Below are 22,679 nucleotides of genomic sequence, written 5' to 3'. Positions count from 1 at the left end.
GGGACGCTTCGACAGGCTCAGCGACCCAGTTTCCATGACTGGGTCCCTGAGCTTGTCGAAGGGCCCCACCGCGAGACGCTTCGACAGGCTCAGCGACCCCCGCCGTGACCTACCGGGTCTCGAGGTCGTGCAGGCGGGTCCAGAAGTGGTGGAGGCCGTGCTCCGACAGGGTGGCCGAGGCGCCGAGCGTCTCGAACAGCGCCCGAACGGCATCGCCGGCGAGGGGCACGAGACCCGCGGCCACGAGTTCGACATCGGCGACGGATGCCGTGCCCTCCTCGGCGCGACGCAGCACCGACTCCGCGGCGGCCGAAGCCACGGCCGAGCGGGCGGCGGAATCGGCGAGAACCCGCAGGAACTGGGGGTCGTCGGCCGCGCGCTCGGTGTTGCCGTGCTGCTGACGGCGGGTGCGCGCGGCGGTCTGCGCGGCGCCCGTCTCGGTGACCTCGGCGATCAGGTCGGCGAGGTCGCGCACCAGCCCGGTGGCGCGGTCGGACGGCAGAGCGGAGGCGGGCATGGTGCTCCTCGGAGAAGAAGGCGGCGGGATGCTCCGACTGTATCGAACGGCATCCGTCGCGAACGTCATGCGCGTTAACAGGGACGCCCGCCCTCCCCGGTGCTGGATACGCTGAAGCCATGACCTCCCGTCCGTTCGGCTCCCTGGATTGGGCGCGGAGAACCCCCGGAATCCCGGCGCTCCTCGACGAGATCCGCCAGGCGAGCATCGCCGATGCCCCCGAGCTCCCGCAGAGCTTCTTCACCCGTCTCGCCGCCGCCGGCTTCGGCCGCATCCGCGTGCCCGTGGCCGAGGGCGGTCTGGGCGGCGACGTGCTCGACCTGCTCGACGCCCTGCTCGCGATCGCGGCGGCCGATTCCAACCTCGCCCAGGCCTGGCGCACCCACGTGCTCGCCACCGAGCGTCACGTGAAGTCGCCCGCCGGCCCGTTGCGCGACCGCTGGATCTCCCGCGTCGCTGCGGGTTCGATCATCGGCGGCGGCTGGACCGAGGCCGACGGCTCCGGCCCGAGCGTCTTCACCACCCGCCTCTCGACCGAGACCGGCGTCCCGCGTCTCACCGGCCGCAAGTTCTACTCCACGGGCAGCCGTTACGCCGACTGGCTCGAGTACAGCGCGGTCGACGATGCCGGCGACCTTGTGATCGCGGCGCTGCCGGTGGATGCCGAGGGCGTCACGCTCCTCGACGACTGGACCGGCTTCGGCCAGCGCGCCACCGCCAGCGGAACGACCGTGCTCGACGGAGCCCCGGTCGATCCCGACGACGTCGCCCCGTGGCAGACGCAGCACCTCGGCACCCCGGGCTGGCAGCAGATGATCCTGCTCGCGGTGCTCGTGGGCATCGGCGAGGGTGCTCGCGCCGCGGCATCCGATCTCATCGACCAGATCGACCGCGCGCACGGCGGATCGCCGATCCTCGTGCTCGAGGGCTACGGCCGCATCAGCGCGCTCGTCGCCTCGGCCCGCACCTCGCTCGGCGAGATCGGTCGGCTGAGCGAGATCGCGCACCGGGCGATCATCGCCGGAGATGCGGATGCCGAGACCCTCGCCGACGACGCGGTCAACGCCGTCTTCCAGGCGCAGGCCACGATCGTGCCGCAGGTCATCGAAGCCACCGACAAGCTCATGACGCTGCCGGCGCTCCTGGACGACGTCGCCGAGGCGCAGAACCTGCGCAGTTCCCTGCGCCTCGACCGCTTCTGGCGCAACGCCCAGACCCTGTCGACGCACAACCCCGTGCTGCACCGCCTGCGCGCGATCGCCGACCGCGAGATCTACGCGATCGATCGCATCGCCGATCCCGCCGAGCGCGAGGCCGCCGTCGCGCAGTCGATCGCCGACGGCATCCGTCCTCTGACCGTCGTGCGGCTCGATGCCGCGCTCGCCGCCCGCCTCGCCGCCGACCCGCGCTCGCTCGATGCGGTGGCCACGGCGTTCGGCGGTCGCGAGCCCGTGCTCTTCCAGTTCGACGAGCGCCCGGGCGCGCACTTCGACGCAGCGGTCGCGATCGCGACCCTGCTGCACTGCCTGCCCACGGCGTGGTTCGCCGTCGGCACCGGCGATCTTTCGCTCACCGGTCACCCGTACAACCTCGCCCGCCGCATCGCCTCGCTCGAGCAGCTGTCGGGCGGACGCACCGCCTGGGTGCTCGATGACGGCGATACCGAGACCGAGGAGCAGCGCGACCGCATCCGCGTCGTGCAGCAACTGCTGCGCACCTGGCCGCGGGAGAGCATCGCCGCGGATGCCGGTGCCCGCCACTTCGCGCAGACCGAGAGCATCCGTCGCATCAACGCCGACGGCGCCTTCCCGACGGCGGGCCCGCTCAACGTGCCGAGCAGCCCGCAGCACCTGCCGGTGTTCGTATCGTCGCGCCGGTTCGACGACGTGCACCGCTACGTCGACCTGCTCGTGCGCGACGACGCCTGGGTGCTGCCCTACGCGGATGCCGCCGGCCACCCGCTCGCGACCGGCCATGCGGTGGATGACATCGACGGACTGCTCGCGATCGCCGGCGCGCTGCCGCAGATCGCGGATGTCGCGTCGGACGCAGCGTCGGGTGCCGACTCGGATGCCGCTCCCCAGACCCTGCGCGCCCGGCTGAGGTTGCCCGCGCCCGCCCTGTACGAGCTCCCCGGAGCATCCGCCCGCTTCGAGCGCGGCAGCGAGACGGAGGCATCATGAGCGACGAGAACCGCCTGCTCACGGTCAACATCAACGTGCTCGGCGTCGGGCAGCGACCCGCCGCCTGGCGCGCCCCCGACATCCGCCCCGACGCGATCGTCGACCTCGCGCACTGGCAGAACGTGGCCCGCATCGCCGAGCGCGGTCTCGTCGACGCGATCTTCCTCGCCGACCGCCCGGCGATCACCGACCCGCGCAGCCGTCCGGTGCAGTACCTCGATCCGGGCGTTCTCGTGCCGGCGATGGCCGCGGCCACCGAGCATCTGGGCTTCGTGGCGACGGCATCCACCACCCTCAACGAGCCGGTCGAACTCGCGCGCCGCCTGTGGGCGCTGCACACCGCGACGCAGGGCCGCTTCGCGTGGAACGCCGTCACCAGCTGGGACGTCGAGGCCGTGCGCAACTTCGGCATCACCGAGGTGCCCGAGCGCGCCGTGCGGTACGCCCGCGCCGAGGAGTTCGTGACCGTGATCAAGCGCCTGTGGGAGACCGCGGGCACGTCGGACGTGGTGGATCACGACGGCTCGTTCTCGGTGCATGCCGGGCTCGAGATGGACGCCCTCGTGCCCGAGCGGCCGGCCATCGTGCAGGCCGGCGGGTCCGAGCCGGGCTGGCGTCTCGCGGGGCTCGTCGCCGACGGGGTGTACTCGGTCGACCACGACCCGGCATCCGCGGCGGAGCACCGTCAGAAGATCCGCTCCTACGCCGTCGAGGCCGGTCGCTCGGCCGACGACGTGCGGGTCTTCCCGGGGCTCGCGGTCGTGATCGGCAGCACCGAGCAGGAGGCCTGGGACCGCTTCGACCACTGGGAGCACCTCGCCCCCGCGACCTACAGCCTCAACGAGCTGTCGAAGGCGCTCGGTGCCGACTTCTCGGGGCTCGACCTCGACGCGCCGGTGCCCGAGAAGGTGCTGGCGGATGCCGAGGCGCAGGATGCCGGATGGTCGGCGGCGTACCGCCGGGTGCTCATCGAGCGGATCCGGTCGGAGCAGCCGACGATCCGCCGCCTGCTGCGCGACTTCGGCGGGTACGGGCAGCGGTTCCTCGCCGGAACGCCCGAGCAGATCGCCGACACGATGGAGGAGTGGTTCCGGGCGGGGTCGGCCGACGGCTTCAACATCATGCTCGACCTGTTCCCGTCCGGGGTGGAGGACTTCGTCGACCAGGTCGTGCCCGAGCTGCAGCGCCGCGGGATCTTCCGCCGCGAGTACGGCCAGGGCGGGGTGCTGGAGCGCTTCCGCCGGCCGTAGGCGGGTGGTTCGTGTCGCGCGGCGGGAGGAGATCTCGTGCTGTGCAGGAGGCATCCGCTGTGCTGATCCTGCGGAAGGCGTGATCTCCTCCGGTCGGTGACGGAACGGCGTCGCTGAGCCCGTCGGAGGCTCCCGCGGTCAGTCCCGCCGAAGCTCCGCATCATCGGGGGCGACGTTCTTGACCCACTGCTGGATCCCGGGTCGCTCGAACCCGTACGGCACGAATCCCTCTTCGGTGGCTCGCGGTTCGTCGGTGAAGAGCGACACGTCGCCACGCGGCACCGGCACGATCTCCACCCGCATCCCGCGGTACCTGCCGAAACGCGTCATGCTCCGAGCGTATCGGCGAGCAGAGAGGAGTGGCGCTCCACCCCCGAACGGTGCGGGCGGAGATCTCACCGTCGGGCGGAGATTCTCGCCCGATCGCTCCGCCCATCACGGAGAACTCCGCCCCACGCGGTGCGAGAGGGGCCCCGTGCACGCGCGAGGGGAGGAGATCTCGCCTTGTGCAGGAGGCATCCGCTGTTCTGATCCTGCGGAGCGTGTGATCTCCTCCGGTGCGGTGCGGTCCGAAGCGGGGCGGGTGCTGTGGGCTGGGGCCCTTCGACAAGCTCAGGGACCCAGCGCCCTCAGGGACCCAGCCGTGTGAAGGAACTGGTTCGCTTAGCCCACAACTGGGTCGCTGAGCCTGTCGAAGCGTCCCGCCCCGAAACCTCAGACCTGGTCGAACCGACCCGACCCGGCGAAGGCCGGAGCGCCGACCGCGATCGCCGCAGACGCACCGAGGCCGAAGGCCGTGCGCGCCCCGACGATGTCCTCGTCGCCCTCGTCACCGATCGCCGGCACCGTTCCCCACACCGGCAGCGCGGCCGCGTCGAGCACCACATCGACCCCCGGCTCCACCTCGGCGGAAGACGACAACAGCACCGTCACGGGCTTGTCCGCGACATCCACCGGCACCGTCAGCGGCCCGCCGATCGACGGGAACGCGGGATCAGAGATCCGCACGATGCGCGAATCGTCGACGTACACCCCGGTCTCGGAATCGCCGACCATCGCATCGAGCGGCCACGACTCGAACAGCCGCGAGATCAGCGCCAGCACGGATGCCGACGTCCCGGCGAGTCCGATCCGCCGCCCGTGCAGGTTCGACAGGGTCGAGATGTTCCGGCCGAGGTTGATCGGATGCTGCCGCTCACCGATGATCGGCACCACGACGACCCGCTGCGTGATCGCGAGCAGCGCCCCCGCGGCGGCGGTGCGGTCGGGCCCGGGGCCGGTGAGGTCACCGAGCAGCAGCACGTCGGCCGCGGCATCCAGTTCGGCGCCGAGTGTGGGGGGCGCCGCACGTCCGGAGCCCGAGCGCACCGCGAAGGCGGCGAGGGTGGCGTCGTCGACGCGCAGCAGACGGGTCATCAGCGGGCCTCTCTCATCCAGCGGGTGAACGGCCGATCGCCGTGCGAGGCGAGCAGTCCGCGTGACCGCAGCACGGGCGTCACGTGCTCGGCGAACTCGCGCAGGCCCCACGGGTTGGTGTCGAACAGCAGGTTGAAGCCGTCGGCGGCCCCGGCATCCACCCAGTCGGTCATGATGTCGACGAGCCGTTCGGGCGAGCCGACGAAGAGCTGGTGCCCGAAGCCTGCGAAGTACCGCAGCAGCTCGCGCGCCGTGAGGTTGCCGGCCGCGCCGTAGGCCGCGATCGCCTTGCGGAACCCGATCGGCGCGGCCGAGGGGTCGCCCGACAGCCGCTGGATCTCGCCCTCGGCCGGGGCGTCGAGGTCGAGCCGCGAGCCGTCGATGCCGAACATCGCGGTGAAGCGCTTGAGCACGTAGCCGTCGGGGCTGCGCTCGTGGATCGTCTGGAATCGGCGCTCGGCTTCCTCCTCGGTCGAACCGACGACGAGGTGGATGCCGGGCAGTACGAGCGGCGCGGGCCGCCCGAGCTCCGCCGACCGGCGGCGCAGGTCGAGGCGGTTCTCGGCCGCCGTCTCTTTCACGGTCTCGGCCGCGAACACGGCTTCGGCGCTCGCGGCGGCGAGCTGACGCCCGCGCGGCGAGCCGCCGGCCTGCACCACGAGGGGCGCGACGTCGGGCAGCAGAGTCCGGATCGCGGGATCGACGCCCAGATCGGCACGACGGATGCTGTCGCCGAAGTACTCGCCCTCGTGCACGTAGTCGGTGTCGCCCTGCACGGCGGCGAGGAACGCGGTGTAGGCATCGACGAACTCCTCGGCGCGGGCGTAGCGCTCCTCGCGTCCGGGGTCGGAGGTGTAGCCGAAGTCGGTGACGGCGGGGCCGGTGACCCCCGTGACGACGTTCCACCCGAACCGTGAGCCGCTGAAGGCGCTGACGCTGAGCAGACGGCGGGCGAGTTCGACCGGGTCGTTCGTGCTCGACGAGACGGTCGAGATGATGCCGAGGTGCTCGGTCTCGGCGGCGACCGTGGCCAGCGCCGCGAGGGGTTCGAGGAGCCGGCTCGGACGGATCGCCGGGTTCGAGGCGAGTCCCGGGGTGTCGGCGAGGAAGATCGCGTGGATGCCGGCGTCCTCCGCCGTGCGGGCGGCGTCGCGCCAGAAGTCGGCGCCGAACACGCGCAACGGGTCTTCGCCCGGTGCACGCCAGGCGCCGGCATCCGTGCCGTAGTCGTAGACGTTCGCGCCGATCACGAGGGGGCGGGTCATCGGGCGGGCTCCTTCTCAGCGGGCGTGGACGCGGTCGCGGATGCTCTCGTGGATGCGGTGGCGGATGCCGGAGCGGATGCCCCGAGCCGACCCGTGCCGACGTACCAGATCTCGGGCAGGTCGCTGCCGACCAGGGCGCGTTCGCCGAGCGCCCGAGCCTTGAGGTGCACGGGGTTGTGGTTGCTGAGCGTGCGGGCGTTGCGCCAGTGCCGATCGAGGGCCAGGCGGCCGTCGACGAGCGATCCGCCGCCCAGGTCGAAGACGCTCTGCGCGGCCTGCTGCACGAGCGCCGGCACCGTGATCTGCGCGCGCGTGACGGCGAGGTGCCCGTCGCCGGTCTGCTCGGCGAGGGGGCGATCCAGGTCGGCTCCGAGCAGCGCGGCCGCCGTGCGCACCGACGCCACCACGGCCTGCGCGAGACCGTCGAGAGTGCCGATGCGCTCCTGCAGCTGCGGGTCGTCGGCGGGCACGGCGGTCGAGGCGTGGCTGAAGTTGCGGGTGCGCGAGCGCAGCCAGGCGATCGCGTCGTCGCGGGTGCGCAGCGCGATCCCGGCCAGCGTCGCGAGATGCGTGAGCTGCAGCACGGCGTCGAGGTTGCCGAGCCGGTCGGTGCGCGAGCCCTCGCCCACGCGCACGCGCTCCGGGTCGACGACCACGTCGGTGAACTCGACCGTGCCCGAGGTGGTGAGCCGCTGGCCCACGCCGTCCCAGTCGTCGTGCAGCGCGACGCCCTCGGCATCCGCAGCCACGATCGCGACCAGGTGCCGGCCGTCCTCGTCGGAAGCGAGCACCGAGATCCGGTCGGCGTAGCCCGTGCCGGTCGCATAGGCCTTGCGTCCGTTCAGACGCAGGATGCCGTCGGCATCCGTGCGCAGTGTCGTGCCCACCGTGCCGATCTCTCCGGCGCCCTCGGTGGTCGCGCCGGCGAAGAGCAGTCCGGCCGCGATCTCGGCGGTCGCGGCATCCGTCTCACCGCGGGCGATGGCGCGGGCGGCGCGGTCGCTGGTGGTGAAGTGCGTGCGCAGGCTCTGCGTGACGTTCGCGTCGGCACGGGCCAGGAGGATCTGCAGGTCGACGAGCTGCGGGTACGTGAGCCCCGCGCCCCCGGCGGCGACCGGCAGGCGCGCTGCCGTCAGCCCGAGGCGGGCGAGTTCGCGCACGTCGGCGCGGAGTCCCCGCTCGGGGTCGCGATCGTGGTCGCGCGCCGGCGACTCGGCGGCGATGCGGCCGATGACCTCATCGATCTCGGCGACGTTCGCCAGGGCGACCCCGACGTCTGCGACCGAGGTGAACGCGAGCAGATCCTCCGGCATCCGTCAGTCCGTCCCGCCCGCGCCCGACGGGCCGGAGTTCGGCCAGCCCGCGGGGGCCGTGCGACCGGCCGGGTCGAGCGCCGGACGCGTGCGGCCGTAGGCGAGCGCGTGCACGAAGCGGCGGCGGAACTCGGTCAGATCGAACGAGGTCACCGCCCGCGTCGAGGCGCCCTCGGGCGTGCCCCACACCAGCGGCAGGCCGTCGCTCGTGAGCGCGACCCGAGTCGCGAGCGAACCCGCGGCCGGGGTGAAGTCGACCGGGCCCTCGATCCAGCCCGTCACGATCTCGGGGCGATGCAGGATCACCGACGACAGTCCGTCGTGGGCGGCCGAGATCCGGCGCCCCCACTTGTACTGGTAGAAGTCGTTGTACGCATCGAGGATCGTGCCCGCGAAGTGCGCCGCGGGCAGGTCGGAGCCGAGCAGCAGCGCCGTGACGTCCTCCTCGAGCAGCGCCTGCGAAGTGACGTTGACGCCCACCATGATCACGTTGCCGTTGTTCACGGCACCGAACACGGCCTCGGCTGCCGCGCGGTCGTTGTTCGTGTTCGCATCGGTCACGGTCGGGGTGCCGGGCGCCGGGTACGGGCCCGCGCCGCCCATGATCACGACCGAGCGGAACTTCAGGAACAGCTCCGGGTCCTTCTCGAGCGCCAGCGCGATGTTCGTGAGCGGTCCGAGCGGGTGCAGGTCGATCTGCCCCGGGTGCTCGTTCGCGATGCGCACGAGGTAGTCGGCTGCGGACTCCGCCTCGAGCGTGGGCTCGGGGCGCTCGAAGCCGCGGTCGCCGAGGCCGTCGTGTCCGTGCACGAACCAGGCGATCGACGGGTCGCCGTCGAGGGGGCCGCTCGCGCCCAGGTAGATCGGGATGCGCGGGGCGTCCGCCACGTCGAGCACGTACGCGACGTTGCGGGCCGAGTCCTCGACCGCGCAGTTCCCGTAGATCGTCGTGATGCCGACGATCTCGACGTCGGGCTGCGCCAGCAGGTAGAGCAGGGAGTGGGCGTCGTCGATCCCGGTGTCGGTGTCGACGACGATCCACTGCTTCTCGGGGGCGAAGTCGGGCATGATCCTGCTCTCAGTGCTGGTGCTGGTGCGCGGGCTCGGCGAGCTTGAACGCCAGGCGTCCGTGCGCGAATCCGCCGCCCGCGCGGATGGCGGTCGCGACCCAGGCGGCCTCGGCCAGTTCGGCCTCGTCGGCACCGGCCGCGACGGCCTTCTGCGAGTGCGCGTCGATGCAGTACACGCACTGCGTGGTGATGCCCACGGCCAACGCGATCAACTCGCGGTACTTCAGCGGGATCGCCCGCGACTCGTCGGGAGCGAACACGGCGCTGTCGAAGGCCGCGAACGCCGCGAGGATGTCGGGGGTGTGTTCCTTGTAGACCTTCGTGTAGGTCTTGTCGGCTTCGCTGTCGAAGTAGGCGCTCATGCTCTGCTCTCTGCTGGTGTGCGTCGGGTGCTCCCGCCGCCGGGCGCGACGGCGCCACCGAGGAAGGAGGATCTACCGCGACGCTAAGACCTGCGGCATCCGCCCCGCACCTCGGAGTGCAACACGAGGTCATCCGGCGCGAGCGGTCAGACCTCGTCCTCGTCGCTGAGTCGGCGGGGGCCCGCCCCGAGACTGCCGAGTGCGTCGTCGGGGTTCAGCAGACCGCACGCCTTCATCGACAGGCAACCGCAGCCGATGCATCCGGTCAGTTCGCGTTCGAGGCGTTCGATGCCCTCGCGACGCTTCTCGAGCGCGCGCTTCCAGCGGCGCGAGGCGCGCTGCCAGTCGTCGTGGCTCGGGGTCTCGGTGAGCGGCACGTCGGCGAACGCCGTCTGCACGTCGGCGAGCGGGATGCCGAGGCGCTTCGCCACCGCGATGAGCGACACCCGCCGGATCATGTGCCGCGGGTAGCGGCGCTGGTTGCCGGGCGTGCGGAACGAGGCGATCAGGCCGATCGACTCGTAGAAGTGCAGAGCGGATGCCGCGACCCCCGTGCGTCGCGTCATCTCGCCGATCGAGAGGGCGTCCTCGGCGGTGTGCGCGGCATCGGCGTGCGAGGTCATCGCTGCCTCCGGAATACTGTGGCTCATGCCCGCGGATCCTGGCCCGCGGATTTGACCTAAAGTGTACTTGAGGTTTTAGCGTGGAACGCTGACCCGAAGGAAGACCCGATGACCTATGTGATCGCCCTGCCGTGCGTCGATGTCAAGGACCGCGCGTGCATCGACGAGTGTCCCGTCGACTGCATCTACGAGGGTGAACGCTCGCTCTACATCCACCCCGACGAGTGCGTCGACTGCGGGGCGTGCGAGCCGGTGTGCCCCGTCGAGGCGATCTTCTACGAGGACGACCTGCCCGACGAGTGGACCGACTACTACAAGGCGAACGTCGAGTTCTTCGACGAGGTGGGTTCGCCCGGGGGCGCGGCCAAGGTCGGCATGATCGCGCACGACCACCCGCTCATCGCCGCACTTCCCCCGCAGGAGGGCGCCGAGTGAGCACCGCAGAATCCGGCATCCCCGTCCCCAGTGCCGTCGGCGAAGGGCTCAAGGCGGCGTTCCGCACCCACCCCGCCGGGGTCGCGATCATCACCGCGGCGACCCCCGAGGGCCCCGTCGGACTCACCGCGTCGAGCGTGGCATCCGTCGCCGTCGACCCGGCCGCGATCGTGTTCTCGGTCACCCGGGCGACCGGAAGCGCGGGCGGGCTCCTCTCGGCCCCGACCTTCGTCGTGCACCTGATCGATCACGATCACTCCGAATTGGCGCAGAGCTTCGCCGTGAGCGGGTCGGAGCGCTTCACGCCCGAGCAGCAGTGGAGCACCCTTCCGACGGGCGAGCCATACCTCCCCGCGGCCCGCTTCGCCCTGCGCTGCCGCGCGCTGCAGACCGTGCCCGTCGGCACGTCGAGCGTGGTGATCGCCGAGGTGCTCGAGGTGTTCGCCGGCCCGCAGGGCCGCCCCCTCGTCTACGTCGACCGCAAGTTCCACAGCCTCCCGCACCAGCCCTGACCGGCCCCGCGCGTACCCAACTCAGGAACATCGGCCTTCGAACGGCAGTTTCCGCCGCTGAATCGGACGATCGTGCCGTTCTTCCTGAGTGAGGTACGCCGCCCGCGGCGCACAACTCCTCAGAACCGGCCCCCGAACCCCGGTTCTGGCCGAAAACCACCCCGGAACGCCCGTTCTCTCCGGAGTTGTGAACCCCGATCCGCTCACAACGAGGCGGTCGAACCCCGATCGGTGAGCACGAACGGCAGATCGGCGGGCGGGACCTCGCCTTCGCCCAGCTGTGCGAGCACCGCGGCGGCCGCGCGCTCGCCCTGCTGCAGCGGGAACTGATCGACCGTGGTCAGCCCGAAGATCTCGCCGAGCTCGTGCCCGTCGATGCCGATCACCGAGAGATCCTCCGGAACGCGGATGCCGTGCTCCCGCGCCGCGAGGATCGCCCCGATCGCCATCTCATCGGATGCCGCGAACACCGCGGTCGGCCGTGGACCGCCCCCGCCGAGCAACTGATGAGCGGCGCGCAGGCCGCCCGCGATCGTGAAGTCGGCGGCCACCACGAGCGACGGGTCGACCGGGATGCCCGCGTCGGCCAGCGCCTCCTCGAACCCGCGGCGACGGTTGGTCGGCACGTGGAACTCCTCGTCGAACTCGGCGGTCGCTCCGATGTACGCGATGTCGCGGTGGCCCAGCCCGATGAGGTGCTCGGTGGCGAGGCGGGCGATGCCGAGCTCGTCGACCGTGAGGGTCTCGAGGGTCGGATGCGGTCCGCCGATCGCGATGATCGGCATCCCCAGCTCGAGCAGCCGACGCGTCTCGTCGTCGTCGAGACGGATCGACACGGCGATCACGGCATCCACGCCCTGACGTCGCAGGAAGGTGTCGAACACGTGCCGCCGCGTCTCGCGGTCGGGGGTGATGTTGTAGAGCGTGATGTCGAAGCCGGCGCGCATGAGCGCCGACGACACCCCCGACAGCACGGTGCTGAAGAACCAGCGGTCGAGGTAGGGAACGATCACGCCGACCGTACGGGTGCGCCCGGAGGCGAGGCTCGACGCACGCGACGACACCACGTAGCCGAGGCTGTCGGCGGCCCCCAGAACCCGCGCACGCGTCTCGTTCAACACCTTGCCGCGCCCGCTCAGAGCGCGCGAGACGGTCGCCGTCGACACGCCGGCCAGTCGTGCCACGTCGTCGATGCTCGCCATCGCGCCGCCTTTCGAATCGGGGTGATCGGGTGGGTGAGCGGATGCCGGGGCCGCACGCACGTGCGGCCCCGGCCGGAGGGCATCAGCCCCGCGTGAACCAGACGGTCGTGTCGACGGGCAGCTCCGAGCCCGCGAAGGGCTGGCTCTTCACGAGGAACGTCGCGTCGTCGGGCAGCGCGAGCGGCGCGGTGCCGAGGTTGGCGACCACGTGAACGTCGCCGCGGCGGAAGGCGACGGCATCCGCACCGAGGTCCTCCCAGACCAGCGAGCCCGAGCCGAAGCCGTGCGCACGGCGCAGCGCCAGCAGTTCGGTGTAGAGCGAGAGGGTCGAGTTCGGGTCGGCCAGCTCGACGTCGCGCGCGTACGTCGCCCATTCGTCGGGCTGCGGCAGCCACGAGAGTCCGGTGTCGTTGAAGCCGAACGCCGGGGCATCCGCCTCCCACGGCAGCGGCACGCGGCATCCGTCGCGTCCGTAGCGTTCGTGCTTCGTGCGGAACCAGGTCGGGTCCTGACGGTACTCGTCGGGGATCTCCATGGCCTCCGGCAGGCCCAGCTCCTCGCCCTGATAGAGGTACGAAGATCCGGGCAGCGCGAGCATGAGGGTCGTCGCCGCGCGGGCGCGGGCGAGGCCGATCACGGCATCGGGCTTGTTCGGGGTGTGGGGGCCGATGCCCTCGCCCTGCGGGTTGTCGACCGTGAGGGCGAGGCGGGTGGCGTGGCGCACCACGTCGTGGTTCGAGAGCACCCAGGTGCTGGGGGCGCCGACGGCTCCGAAGTCGTCGAGCGATTCGCGGATGACGTCGCCGAGTGCCTTCGCGTCCCACGCGGTCATCAGGTACGGGAAGTTGAAGGTCTGGTGCATCTCGTCGGGGCGCACCCACAGCGAGGTCTTCTTCAGCGTCGGCAGCCAGGCCTCGCCGCAGAGGGCGCGGTCGCCGTCGTACTCGGCGAGCAGTTCGTGCCAGTCGCGGTAGATGTCGTGCACGCCGTCCTGACCCCAGTACGGCACGTTCGCCTCGCCGCCGCCCATCGAGTCGGCATCCGACGGAGGGGTGTAGTCGGGCAGGCCGTCGGCCTTGATCATGCCGTGCGCCACGTCGACGCGGAAGCCGTCGACGCCGCGGTCGAGCCAGAAGCGCAGGATCGAGCGGAACTCCTCGCGCACCTCCTCGTTGGTCCAGTCGAAGTCGGGCTGGGTGGCGTCGAAGATGTGCAGGTACCACTGGCCGGGGGTGCCATCGGCCTCGGTCACGCGCTGCCACATGCCGCCGCCGAACACCGACTCCCAGTTGTTCGGGGGCAGTTCGCCATTCTCGCCCTTGCCGTCGCGGAAGATGTAGCGGGCGCGCTCGCGGCTGCCGGGCGCCGCCTTCAGCGCCTCCTGGAACCACACGTGCTGGTCGGAGGAGTGGTTGGGTACGAGGTCGACGATCACGCGGATGCCGCGGGCATGGGCCGCCTCGAGCATGGTGTCGAAGTCGGCCAGGGTGCCGAAGAGCGGGTCGACGTCGCGGTAGTCGGCGACGTCGTATCCGGCGTCGCGCTGCGGGCTGGTCATGAAGGGGCTCAGCCAGATCGCATCGACGCCGAGGTCCTTCAGCGAGTCCAGGCGGCTGGTGATGCCGGGGAGGTCGCCGATGCCGTCACCCGAGGCGTCGGCGAAGGAGCGGGGGTAGATCTGGTAGATGACGGCGCTGCGCCACCACTCGGATCCGGGCGCGGCGAACTGTTCGATTTCAGGCATCCCCCGAGCCTAATGCAAGCGCTTGCATCACTCGCGCACCGCGCACCCGGGAGTACGCTGACGGCACCATCACGAGGAGGTGTCGCATGATTCCCGAGATCAACTACTGGGCCGTTCTGCTGGCCATGCTGTCGAGCATGATCCTCGGCTCGATCTGGTACTCGCCGAAGGTGTTCGGTACGCGCTGGTCGAAGCTCGCGAACGTCGACATGGATCGTCCGGCGGCCACCGCGGTCTGGCCGATCATCACGACGGTGATCGTGAGCTTCATCACGGCCTGGGTGCTCGCCGGAGCATCCGCCATCGCCTGGCATTTCTACGGCGGATCCTGGTTCTGGGGTGCCGTCATCACCGCGGTCACCCTCTGGGCCGGCTTCACGGCGGCGCGCTTCATCACGCACGACGCCTTCGAGGGTCGCTCGACCCGGCTCACGACGCTCAACATCGCGCACGAGCTCGTGACGGTGCTCGTGATGGCGGCGATCATCGGGGTGTGGCCGCCCGCGATGACCGTGTAGGCGGCTTCGGTACCGGCCGGTTATCCACAGATTTGGGTATATCGGTCAGGGGCTTTTCCCCGCCGCTACGCTGGCCCGGCACCGTCATGTGGTGCGCGGCGACAGGGGGTCGGGGTGGGCAGGATTCAGGCGGATGCCGGAGTGGACTATCGAGTGGATCCGGATGGGGTCCTCGGGATGCTGGCGGCGCTGGACACCCTCGGCGGCGACTTCGAGTCCGCGTATCGCGAGATCGACAGCGCCGCAGCCGAGGGGCCGGCGGCGCTGACCGTCGACGGGCGAACGGCCGTCGCGAACGCGTGGCGCACCTTCATGGAAGACCGTCGCGTCGTGCCCGGTGCCGTCATGTATTCGATCAGCGCGTCGGCGAAGGCGGTGGGTGACGCCACGGTGGTGATCGTCACCGGAGATGAGCAGATGGCGCAGGCCCTCGTCGATGCGAGCTTCGGTGTGGACGTGATGCTGTGAGCGCGGTGCGCGGCGAGCTGCCGCTGCTGCTCGATCCAATGGTGCTCGAAATGCTGGGTACCCAGGTGTTCACCGCCGCGAGCACCCTCGCCGACGCGGCGAACCAGGCGAACGATCAGTGGAAACGCCTGCCCGAGGTGTTCGTCGTCGAGGATGCGGGCATCGCCGAGACGATGCTCGACGGACCCGCCGGGACCGCCGCGGATTTCGTCGAGGCGATGAAGTCGGCCCGCCGGGTGCTCGTTGAGTTCACCGTGACCACGATCCCTGCGTTGCAGAAGCGACGCGACGAGCTCGAAGCCCGCATTCTCACCGTGAATCAGGAGCACGAGACGGCGCAGTCGGGGCTCGAGTCGGCGGATGCCGCGTACTGGCGGTCGTACGAGACCGATCCGGCATCCGACTCGACGCGGCGGGCGGGCGAGGCGCAGACCGACGCCACGGATGCCTGGCGCGACGCGCAGGATGCCGTTATCGCTCTCGAAGCCGACATCCGCGTCTTCCGCATCGACGTCGAAGCAGCCGAGGACTTCCTCGCCTCGGATCTGAAGGGGATCAGCGGGGGCGACGATCCGCGCGGAGCGTGGGGAGTGCCGGTCACCAGCACGCAGAGCTCGTGGGGTGACACGGCCGCCCCGTACCCGGGCGGCCCCGTGAGCGACGAGACATTGGCCGACCGGCTGCGTGGAGACATGTCGGATGCCGTGGCGGCCCGGATCACCGCGCTCGGCAACGGCGACCCCGACGGTGCGAAGGAGTGGCTCGGGGCGCACCCGGACTTCGCCGGGACCGTCGGGGTCGTCGATGTCGATCGGGCGCGGGCGCTGTGGGATCAGCTCGGGCGTGCGTCCACCCGCGGCGATGACGGAGCCTGGGCGATGGGGCCTCTCGCCGTGCTGCTGGGTGGGGCACCGACCGTGATCGGGAACCTGAACGGCATCCCCGCGGCCGCGAAGGACGAGTTCAACCGGGCGGAGCTTGAGCGGTTGCTCGATGGTGAGCTGACGGATGATCAGCGGCGGAAGTTGGAGAGTGTGCAGGCCCTGTTGGACAAGGGGGATGAGAATCCGGTGCCGCCTCTAGCGCTCCTGTCGTTGTTCCTTGACACCGACGACGAAAGTCCGCGAGTGAGCGTTGGTTTCGGAGATGTCGATGCGGCTGATCAGGTTACGACGTTGACTCATGGCATCTCAACGGATACCGCTCAGATCGGGGAATGGGCCGATTCGGCGATCGCGTTGCAGAAAGCCACGATGGCCGAGCTCTCTGAGGTCGGCTCATCGGTGACGACCGCCGTCGTGCTCTTCATGGAGTGGGATTCGGGAGGGCCGTCGAACGTGTGGGAACTCGAGAGGCCGCACGCCGGTGCAGAGAGACTCGCGCAGTTGCTTCGCGGGTTCGATCGGTCGAACCCGAACGTGCAACTCGACCTCGGTCTGCATTCGCTCGGCACGACAATGGGGGCCGAGATGGTCGCGAACAATCCCGGGCTCGTGGAGCACGCGTGGTTGTACGGATCGGCGGGCATCGCCGAAGAGACGGCGGCGGACCTGGAGAACCTCATCCGGCGAAACGAGCTGAACCTCTTCGCAACCCATGCCGAAGACGACTTCATCGCTCCGATGGGCAGGTTCGACGTGTCCACTCATACGGTCGACCCGCGAAACATCGCCGGCACCGAGACGTTCGGGTCTGACGGTGGGTGGGTGCTCGGCTACGGCGACGGTGACAGGGATTGGGGAGAGAGAGTCGAGGGGCACAACTCGCAGGCGAGTACGGAGTGGTTCTATCTCCTCGACGGATTCAAGACCCAGCAGACGGGAGGAATGTCACCGTCGTTCATCCCGCAGTGGGACGACGAGGCGGTCGGTTACCTCGACCCGCGTTCGCAGTCCTTCAAGCAGACTGTCGTCGATCTCGTCGATTCGATCGTCATGTCTGAAGGGGTGCGTCGATGAGCGGTTCGAAGCGGGGCGCGCTTGCGGCTCTGACAGCGGGGTTACTCATGATGACGAGCGGATGTGGAGCGGCTATGACGGAGGAAGAACTGTTCGAGCGGGCGCGCGAGGTGAACTTCGCGTACAAGCGAGCTGTAGCTGACGTTCAGGTGCAGATCTTCGACGGGGACTGGGATCTGACCGGCTATGGCGATTTTCCCGATGCTTGCGCGAGTGGCGGCTACGAGTTCGATCTGATTCGATACACCCCCGAAGGGTGGCATCTGAACGAGAGTCCAGAGGCCATCGCCGACCGAGTCGCCGCATGGCTGAGCGAGCACGGATGGACGGATATCAAGACTCGGGGGTACTCGGGTGAGATCGCGGATGTCGTCGTCGAGGCCGAGCACCCCGGCAACTACGTAGAGTCGTTGGTCGTGGATATCAGTCCAGGTGACCTCTACGACCACGTGGCGCTTTACGCCACGAGCACGTGCGAGCCGGGTGACTGGCATGTGATCGCAGAGATGCGTCGACCGGGGGACGCTCCGAAAGAACAGCAGCCCGCCACGGAGCACCCGACTGCACCATTGAGCTTCGGTTTTGATGCGGACGGAAAGCGTCGTTTCTGGGATGAAAGCGGATGATTGAGCCGCGACCCACCAGCGTGGCAACTCTCGCCGGCATTGTGTCCGCACTGTTGATGGTGAGCGGATGTGGGGTACCGATGACGGACGAAGAGTTGTTCGAGCACGCGCGTGTGGTGAACTTCGCGTACAAGGCTCCGGTCGCGAAAGTGCAACTGAGCATTCTCGATGGTGACTGGGAGATCTGGGACTACGGGGACGCGCCGAAGAACTGCTCCGACAACGAGTACAAGTTTGGGATGAGCCGAACAACTCCGGAGGGGTGGCGGCTAGACCGGACGCCCATGGAACTGGCGGAGGAGGTCGCCGCGTGGCTGGACGAGAACGGGTGGACGGATATCAAGACGCGTGGGTACTCGGGGGAGATCGCGGACGTCGTCGTCGAGGCGGAGTATCCGGAGAAGCATGTCGACCTTCTCGTCGTGGATATCAGTCCGGGGGAGCTCTTCGACTCTGTGACCGTTTCGGCGACGAGTACCTGCGAGCCGGGTGATGCACATACGATCTCGACGATGAGGCGGCCTGGTGAGGGTGAGCGCGAGAAGCTGCCGGCGTCTGAGCATCCGACCGCGCCGCCGAGTTTCGGTCACACCGAGGATGGCAAGCGCCGCTTCTGGAAAGACAGCGAGTGACCGCACCGATGAAGCCTTTATTCATACACGAGCAGAAACTGTAAGAAATCCCCTTCCCTCTCGGCGACGGAACTGCGATGATCATCGCGTGACCTTCGGGTCGCCCGTGTGCGTTTCCCCCACCGCGCGCGGAGTTTGACGAGAGGTCCCCCCAATGTCTCGTTCTCGTTCGCCCCGTCGTGCTGTCGGCTGGACGGTGGTCGTCGCGCTCGTCGCCACCGCCGTGCTCGCCGGCGCGGCATCCGCTGCCACCGGAGACCCCGTCCCCGCCGACGAGACCGCAGACCCGACCGCTCCGGAGCCCTCCGTGTCGATCGCCCTCGCCTACGAGTTCCTCGACGCGCGCACCGACCAGTTCTGCGACGGCGAGGGCATGTGCCTGCCCCGCAGCTACGAGGGCGGGTTCTTCACGACGCCGACCTGGGACTTCACACCGTCGTTCGTCTACGACGACGCGCTGGTCATCATCGCGTACACCGCCCGCGGTCTTCCCGACGACATCCGCCGCGCGAAGAGCATCGGCGAGACGCTGCTCTTCGTGCAGGAGAACGACCCGATCGGCGACGGACGCGTGCGCACCCACTACGAGCCCCACGCCATCCGTCAGGGCCGCATGGAGATCACTGGACCCGGCACGTTCACCGGAAACCAGGCCTGGGCCGGGCTCGCCCTCGCCCGCCTCTTCCACGCCACCGGCGACCAGCGCTACCTCGACGGTGCGCTCGACATCGCGAACTGGATCCAGACGAACACCGCCGACATGGTGCGCGCCCCCTTCGGTTACACCGGCGGACAGACGGATGCCGGTGACTCGCTCCTCTGGAAGTCGACCGAGCACAACGCCGACATCGCCGGTTTCTTCGGGCAGCTCGCCCAGCTCACCGGCGACACCGTCTGGGCCGACCGCGCCGCCGTCGCCGCTGCGTTCGTCACCGCGATGCAGAGCCCCGACGGCCACGTCGACACCGGTACGCTGCTCGACGGCAGCACGGTCAACACTCACCCCATCCCGCTCGACGCGCAGACCTGGACCTCGCTCGCGACCGGCGACCCGCGCTACGACGCGGCACTCGACTGGACGCTCGCGAACCTGGTCGGCACCGACGGCCCCTACACGGGCCCCGGGATCAGCGACGTCGACACCTCGAAGGTCTGGTTCGAGGGAGCAGCGCACCTCGCACTGGCCCTGAAGCTGCGGGATGCCGCCGGCGATGCCGCCTACGCGGACACGTTGCTCGACAGCATCCGTCTCGGTCAACGCGATGCAGCCAACGGCGACGGCAAGGGGATCGTCGCGACCTCGACCGACGGCCTCGACTCCGGGTTCGGCGACCTCTACTACGCGAGCCTGCACACCGGCGCGACCGCCTGGTACCTGCTGGCCGAGGCCGGCGACAACCCCTTCACCCTGCCGGCCGACTGACCGGCGGCAGAAACGAAGAGGGGGCGGATGCCGAAGCATCCGCCCCCTCCGTCGAAGAAGTTACGCGGCGACGCGCGCGACCGCGGCGATCGCGCTCGCGAAGAAGCCGATCCCGTCGATGCCGGAGCGCATGGCCACCGAGGTGTCGGGGCCGAAGCCGGCCTCGGTCGCGTGCTCGGGGTGCGGCATGAGCCCCACGACGTTGCCCGCCTCGTTCGTGATGCCCGCGATGTCGCGCAGCGAACCGTTGGGGTTGACGCCCGCGTAGCGGAAGGCCACGAGACCCTCGCCCTCGATGCGGTCGAGGGTCTGCTCGTCGGCGATGTAGCCGCCGTCGGCGTTCTTGAGCGGGATGACGATCTCCTGCCCGCGGCGGAACTCGTTGGTCCACGCCGTGTCGGAGTTCTCGACCGTCAGCTTCTGGTCGCGACGGATGAAGTGCTGGTGGCTGTTGCGGATGAGGCCGCCGGGCAGCAAGTGCGACTCGACGAGCATCTGGAAGCCGTTGCAGATGCCGAGCACGGGCAGGCCCTTGGCGGCGGCATCCTTCACCTCGGCCATGATCGGCGAGAGCGCGGCGATGGAGCCGGCGCGCAGGTAGTCGCCGTAGCTGAATCCGCCGGGCAGCACGAGGGCGTCGACACCCTCGAGGTCGTGCGAGCCGTGCCAGAGGGCGACGGGCTCGGCGCCGGCGATGCGCACGGCGCGCTGTGCGTCGCGGTCGTCGAGCGAGCCGGGGAAGGTGACGACCCCGATGCGTACGGTCATTCGACGACCTCGATGCCCACGACGTCTTCGATCACGGAGTTCGACAGCACCTCGTCGGCGATGCGGGTCGCCTCGGCGAGCAGCTCGTCGGTGACCTCGCCCTCGACCGTGAGCTCGAAGCGCTTGCCGATGCGGACGTCGGAGAAGCCCTCGACGCCGAGGCGTGCGAACGCTCCGGAGACGGCCTTCCCCTGCGGGTCGAGCAGTTCGGACTTGGGCATGACGTCGACGACGATGGTGGGCATGAACGGCTCCAGAAGTCGCGGGCAGGAAGGCGCGTCCAGTCTACCGCCCTGCTCCGGTCGCGATTCGCCGCCGGGCGTGGCGCGCGGGGCGTCGCTCAGGCGTGGAAGACGGTGTGCAGATCGCCGATGAGCTCGCGGCCGCCGAGGCCGTCGATCTCGAACAGCACCGAGATGCCGACCACGTGGCTGCCGAGGCGCTCGACGAGCTGGCGGCCGGCGGCGAGGGTGCCGCCCGTCGCGAGCACGTCGTCGATGAGCAGCACGCGCGATCCCGCGGGCAGGTCGTCGTGCATCTCGATCGTGGCGGTGCCGTATTCGAGGGCGTAGTCGACGGATGCCGCGGGGCGGGGCAGCTTGCCGGCCTTGCGGATCGGGATGAGTCCGGTGCCCGCGGCGATGGCGGCGGCGCTCGCGAGGATGAACCCGCGGGCCTCGATCCCGGCGATCACGTCGAACTGTCCGGCGAACGGCTCGATGATGGCCTCGGTCGTGCCGCGGAGGGCCTCGGCGTCGGCGAGCAGCGGCGTGATGTCGCGGAAGACGATGCCCGGCTGCGGGTAGTCCGGCACGTTGCGGATCAGCGACTGGGCGCGGACGAGGGCAGGGGAGAGTTCGGCTTCGGGCACTGAGCAAGGGTACTCCTCGTGTTCGAGGGTTTCGAAAACGGGAACCCTTGACAATCGTGGGAGCGCTCCCATATCGTGGCCGGAACGTCGTGGGAGCGCTCCCATAGCGGAGCCCACGGCTCAGCACCATCCCGACGCACCACCCACCGCACCACCTCACAAAGGAGTGAACTGTGAACGCACGCGCCCGCCACCGGGTCCTCACGACCGCAGCCGTGGCATCCGTCTCGGCCCTCGCCCTCGCCGGCTGTTCCACCGGCGGAGGAGGCGAGGGCGGCTCGAACGCCGACGAGGAGATCACCCTCACCGTCACCACGTTCGGCACCTTCGGCTACGACGACCTGTACGAGGAGTACGAGGCCGCCCACCCGAACATCACCATCGAGGCCACCAACATCGACACCGGTGGCAACGCCCGCACCGACGCCTTCACCAAGATCGCGGCCGGCTCGGGTCTCAGCGACGTCGTCGCGATCGAGGAGGGCTGGCTCGGCGCCGTCATGGACGTGTCCGACACCTTCGTCGACCTGCGCGACTACGGCATCGAGGACCGCAAGGACGACTGGGTCGACTGGAAGTACGGTCAGGCCACGGATGCCGAGGGCCGCGTCATCGGCTACGGCACCGACATCGGCCCCTCGGGCATCTGCTACAACGGCGCCGCATTCGAGGCGGCGGGTCTTCCGAGCGACCGCGAGTCGGTCGCCGAGCTGCTGAACGGCGACTGGGAGAACTACTTCCAGGTAGGCGCCGACTACACGGCCAAGACCGGCAAGGCCTGGTACGACCACTCCGGCTTCGTCTGGAACGCGATGGTCAACCAGCTCGACGAGGGGTACTACACCGCCGACGGCGAGCTGAACGTCGAGGGCAATGCCGAGCTGCAGGAACGCTTCGAGCTGCTGGGCGCGGCGACCGAGGGCGGCCAGTCCGCCGCCCAGACCGCGTGGGACTGGAACGGCGGCAAGTCGTTCGTCGACGGCACCTTCGCGACGTTCGTGTGCCCGGGCTGGATGCTCGGCGTCGTACAGGGGCAGGTCGAGGCCGGCGGCGGCGACGCATCGACCGGCTGGGACTTCGCGGATGTCTTCCCCGGCGGAGCGGCGAACTGGGGCGGCGCGTTCCTGTCGATCCCCGAGTCCTCGCAGCACAAGGAGGCCGCGGCCGAGCTCGCCGACTGGCTGACGCAGCCCGAGCAGCAGGTGAAGCAGTCGGCCGCTGCCGGCAACTTCCCCTCGACGGTGAAGGCGCAGGAGACCCTCGCCGCCGATGCCACCCCGAACGCGTTCTTCAACGATGCCCCCACCGGCGCGATTCTCGCGGAGCGCGCGAAGGGCGTGGTCGCGCAGTTCAAGGGCGCCGATGACTCGGTGATCCAGGAGAACGTCTTCGGCCCGGCGCTCAGCGCGCTCGACCGCGGCGAGACCGACACCAAGGGCGCCTGGGATCAGGCGATCTCCCTCCTGAACGACCTGGTCGGCTGACCGGCCCTTCGACAGCGGGTGGGCCCTTCGACAGGCTCA

At 69.8% G+C, this 22,679-nt stretch carries 24 protein-coding genes; 11 read left to right on the top strand and 13 right to left on the bottom strand.

Translation table 11 applies throughout. From position 1 onward, the window contains the following. Positions 1 to 109: 109 nt before the first annotated feature. On the bottom strand, positions 110 to 517 hold the full coding sequence (locus ACTJKK_RS13060; RefSeq protein WP_247957527.1) for a hypothetical protein: 408 nt from the start codon (positions 515 to 517) through the stop codon (positions 110 to 112). Between the two features lie 119 nt (positions 518 to 636). Here ACTJKK_RS13060 and ACTJKK_RS13055 point away from each other — a divergent pair, with 119 nt between their 5' ends. Both ACTJKK_RS13055 and ACTJKK_RS13050 read left to right on the top strand, forming a co-directional pair. Further along, positions 637 to 2,700 carry a hypothetical protein gene (locus ACTJKK_RS13055; RefSeq protein WP_440748314.1) on the top strand — a complete coding sequence of 688 codons (2,064 nt, stop codon included), beginning with the start codon at positions 637 to 639 and terminating at the stop codon, positions 2,698 to 2,700. After that, entirely contained in the window at positions 2,697 to 3,950 is a 1,254-nt protein-coding gene (locus tag ACTJKK_RS13050) for an LLM class flavin-dependent oxidoreductase (protein WP_440748313.1), read from the top strand. The genes ACTJKK_RS13055 and ACTJKK_RS13050 overlap by 4 nt, the downstream gene beginning before the upstream one ends. Before the next feature lie 138 nt (positions 3,951 to 4,088). On the opposite strand, the gene ACTJKK_RS13045 is transcribed toward ACTJKK_RS13050, so the two are convergent. The 7 genes from ACTJKK_RS13045 to soxR form a co-directional block, all read right to left on the bottom strand. Further along, complete coding sequence (locus tag ACTJKK_RS13045) at positions 4,089 to 4,280, bottom strand: hypothetical protein (RefSeq protein WP_440748312.1); 192 nt, start codon at positions 4,278 to 4,280, stop codon at positions 4,089 to 4,091. A gap of 384 nt (positions 4,281 to 4,664) precedes the next feature. Next, a complete protein-coding gene (locus ACTJKK_RS13040) occupies positions 4,665 to 5,366 on the bottom strand; it encodes a hypothetical protein (protein ID WP_440748311.1) in 702 nt (233 codons plus the stop codon). Continuing rightward, on the bottom strand, positions 5,366 to 6,631 hold the full coding sequence (locus tag ACTJKK_RS13035) for an LLM class flavin-dependent oxidoreductase (RefSeq protein ID WP_440748310.1): 1,266 nt from the start codon (positions 6,629 to 6,631) through the stop codon (positions 5,366 to 5,368). The genes ACTJKK_RS13040 and ACTJKK_RS13035 overlap by 1 nt, the downstream gene beginning before the upstream one ends. Beyond that, positions 6,628 to 7,944: an acyl-CoA dehydrogenase family protein gene (locus tag ACTJKK_RS13030; RefSeq protein ID WP_440748309.1), complete on the bottom strand. Its 1,317-nt coding sequence runs from the start codon at positions 7,942 to 7,944 to the stop codon at positions 6,628 to 6,630. The genes ACTJKK_RS13035 and ACTJKK_RS13030 overlap by 4 nt, the downstream gene beginning before the upstream one ends. 3 nt (positions 7,945 to 7,947) lie before the next feature. Next, complete coding sequence (locus ACTJKK_RS13025) at positions 7,948 to 9,012, bottom strand: nucleoside hydrolase (RefSeq protein ID WP_440748308.1); 1,065 nt, start codon at positions 9,010 to 9,012, stop codon at positions 7,948 to 7,950. Between the two features lie 10 nt (positions 9,013 to 9,022). After that, complete coding sequence (locus ACTJKK_RS13020; RefSeq protein ID WP_247623661.1) at positions 9,023 to 9,376, bottom strand: carboxymuconolactone decarboxylase family protein; 354 nt, start codon at positions 9,374 to 9,376, stop codon at positions 9,023 to 9,025. A gap of 146 nt (positions 9,377 to 9,522) precedes the next feature. Beyond that, the gene (soxR, locus tag ACTJKK_RS13015; protein WP_247634004.1) at positions 9,523 to 9,999 is read right to left on the bottom strand and encodes a redox-sensitive transcriptional activator SoxR; all 477 of its coding nucleotides are present in this window, start codon (positions 9,997 to 9,999) and stop codon (positions 9,523 to 9,525) included. A 108-nt stretch (positions 10,000 to 10,107) separates the two neighbouring features. On the opposite strand from soxR, the gene fdxA reads away from it, so the two are divergent. Then, on the top strand, positions 10,108 to 10,434 hold the full coding sequence (gene fdxA / locus ACTJKK_RS13010) for a ferredoxin (protein WP_247623660.1): 327 nt from the start codon (positions 10,108 to 10,110) through the stop codon (positions 10,432 to 10,434). After that, on the top strand, positions 10,431 to 10,946 hold the full coding sequence (locus tag ACTJKK_RS13005) for a flavin reductase family protein (RefSeq protein ID WP_247633092.1): 516 nt from the start codon (positions 10,431 to 10,433) through the stop codon (positions 10,944 to 10,946). The genes fdxA and ACTJKK_RS13005 overlap by 4 nt, the downstream gene beginning before the upstream one ends. A 203-nt stretch (positions 10,947 to 11,149) precedes the next feature. On the opposite strand, the gene ACTJKK_RS13000 is transcribed toward ACTJKK_RS13005, so the two are convergent. Further along, a complete protein-coding gene (locus ACTJKK_RS13000) occupies positions 11,150 to 12,148 on the bottom strand; it encodes a LacI family DNA-binding transcriptional regulator (protein WP_440748307.1) in 999 nt (332 codons plus the stop codon). A gap of 82 nt (positions 12,149 to 12,230) precedes the next feature. Further along, entirely contained in the window at positions 12,231 to 13,892 is a 1,662-nt protein-coding gene (locus ACTJKK_RS12995; RefSeq protein ID WP_440748306.1) for a glycoside hydrolase family 13 protein, read from the bottom strand. An 86-nt stretch (positions 13,893 to 13,978) separates the two neighbouring features. On the opposite strand from ACTJKK_RS12995, the gene ACTJKK_RS12990 reads away from it, so the two are divergent. The 6 genes from ACTJKK_RS12990 (at position 13,979) to ACTJKK_RS12965 (ending at position 19,517) form a co-directional block, all read left to right on the top strand. Then, on the top strand, positions 13,979 to 14,410 hold the full coding sequence (locus tag ACTJKK_RS12990) for a DUF1761 domain-containing protein (protein ID WP_440748305.1): 432 nt from the start codon (positions 13,979 to 13,981) through the stop codon (positions 14,408 to 14,410). Positions 14,411 to 14,524: 114 nt separating this feature from the next. Further along, positions 14,525 to 14,878, top strand: coding sequence for a hypothetical protein (locus tag ACTJKK_RS12985; protein ID WP_440748304.1), 354 nt, complete (start codon positions 14,525 to 14,527; stop codon positions 14,876 to 14,878). Continuing rightward, positions 14,875 to 16,836, top strand: coding sequence for an alpha/beta hydrolase (locus tag ACTJKK_RS12980; RefSeq protein WP_440748303.1), 1,962 nt, complete (start codon positions 14,875 to 14,877; stop codon positions 16,834 to 16,836). The genes ACTJKK_RS12985 and ACTJKK_RS12980 overlap by 4 nt, the downstream gene beginning before the upstream one ends. A gap of 74 nt (positions 16,837 to 16,910) precedes the next feature. Then, positions 16,911 to 17,462, top strand: a complete 552-nt coding sequence (locus ACTJKK_RS12975; RefSeq protein ID WP_440748302.1) for a hypothetical protein — start codon at positions 16,911 to 16,913, stop codon at positions 17,460 to 17,462. 80 nt (positions 17,463 to 17,542) lie between these two features. Next, positions 17,543 to 18,094 (top strand): hypothetical protein, encoded by a 552-nt coding sequence (locus ACTJKK_RS12970; protein ID WP_440748301.1) that lies wholly within the window; start codon positions 17,543 to 17,545, stop codon positions 18,092 to 18,094. A 154-nt stretch (positions 18,095 to 18,248) separates the two neighbouring features. Beyond that, a complete protein-coding gene (locus tag ACTJKK_RS12965; protein ID WP_440748300.1) occupies positions 18,249 to 19,517 on the top strand; it encodes a hypothetical protein in 1,269 nt (422 codons plus the stop codon). Between the two features lie 60 nt (positions 19,518 to 19,577). Here ACTJKK_RS12965 and purQ read toward each other — a convergent pair whose 3' ends face one another. From purQ to ACTJKK_RS12950, 3 genes are all read right to left on the bottom strand, one after another. Continuing rightward, positions 19,578 to 20,285: a phosphoribosylformylglycinamidine synthase subunit PurQ gene (gene purQ, locus ACTJKK_RS12960; protein WP_247623654.1), complete on the bottom strand. Its 708-nt coding sequence runs from the start codon at positions 20,283 to 20,285 to the stop codon at positions 19,578 to 19,580. Beyond that, positions 20,282 to 20,530 (bottom strand): phosphoribosylformylglycinamidine synthase subunit PurS, encoded by a 249-nt coding sequence (gene purS, locus ACTJKK_RS12955; RefSeq protein WP_247623653.1) that lies wholly within the window; start codon positions 20,528 to 20,530, stop codon positions 20,282 to 20,284. The genes purQ and purS overlap by 4 nt, the downstream gene beginning before the upstream one ends. A gap of 95 nt (positions 20,531 to 20,625) precedes the next feature. Next, entirely contained in the window at positions 20,626 to 21,156 is a 531-nt protein-coding gene (locus ACTJKK_RS12950) for an adenine phosphoribosyltransferase (RefSeq protein WP_440748299.1), read from the bottom strand. 173 nt (positions 21,157 to 21,329) lie between these two features. Here ACTJKK_RS12950 and ACTJKK_RS12945 point away from each other — a divergent pair, with 173 nt between their 5' ends. Next, positions 21,330 to 22,640 (top strand): ABC transporter substrate-binding protein, encoded by a 1,311-nt coding sequence (locus ACTJKK_RS12945; RefSeq protein WP_247633082.1) that lies wholly within the window; start codon positions 21,330 to 21,332, stop codon positions 22,638 to 22,640. Positions 22,641 to 22,679 lie beyond the last annotated feature (39 nt).

It is taken from the genome of Microbacterium sp. 22179, from assembly GCF_052045715.1.
In the GTDB taxonomy this organism is placed as follows: Bacteria; Actinomycetota; Actinomycetes; order Actinomycetales; family Microbacteriaceae; genus Microbacterium; species Microbacterium galbinum.
The sequence above is the reverse complement of the archived record's forward strand: the minus strand, read 5'-3'. Positions and strand labels throughout refer to the sequence as shown.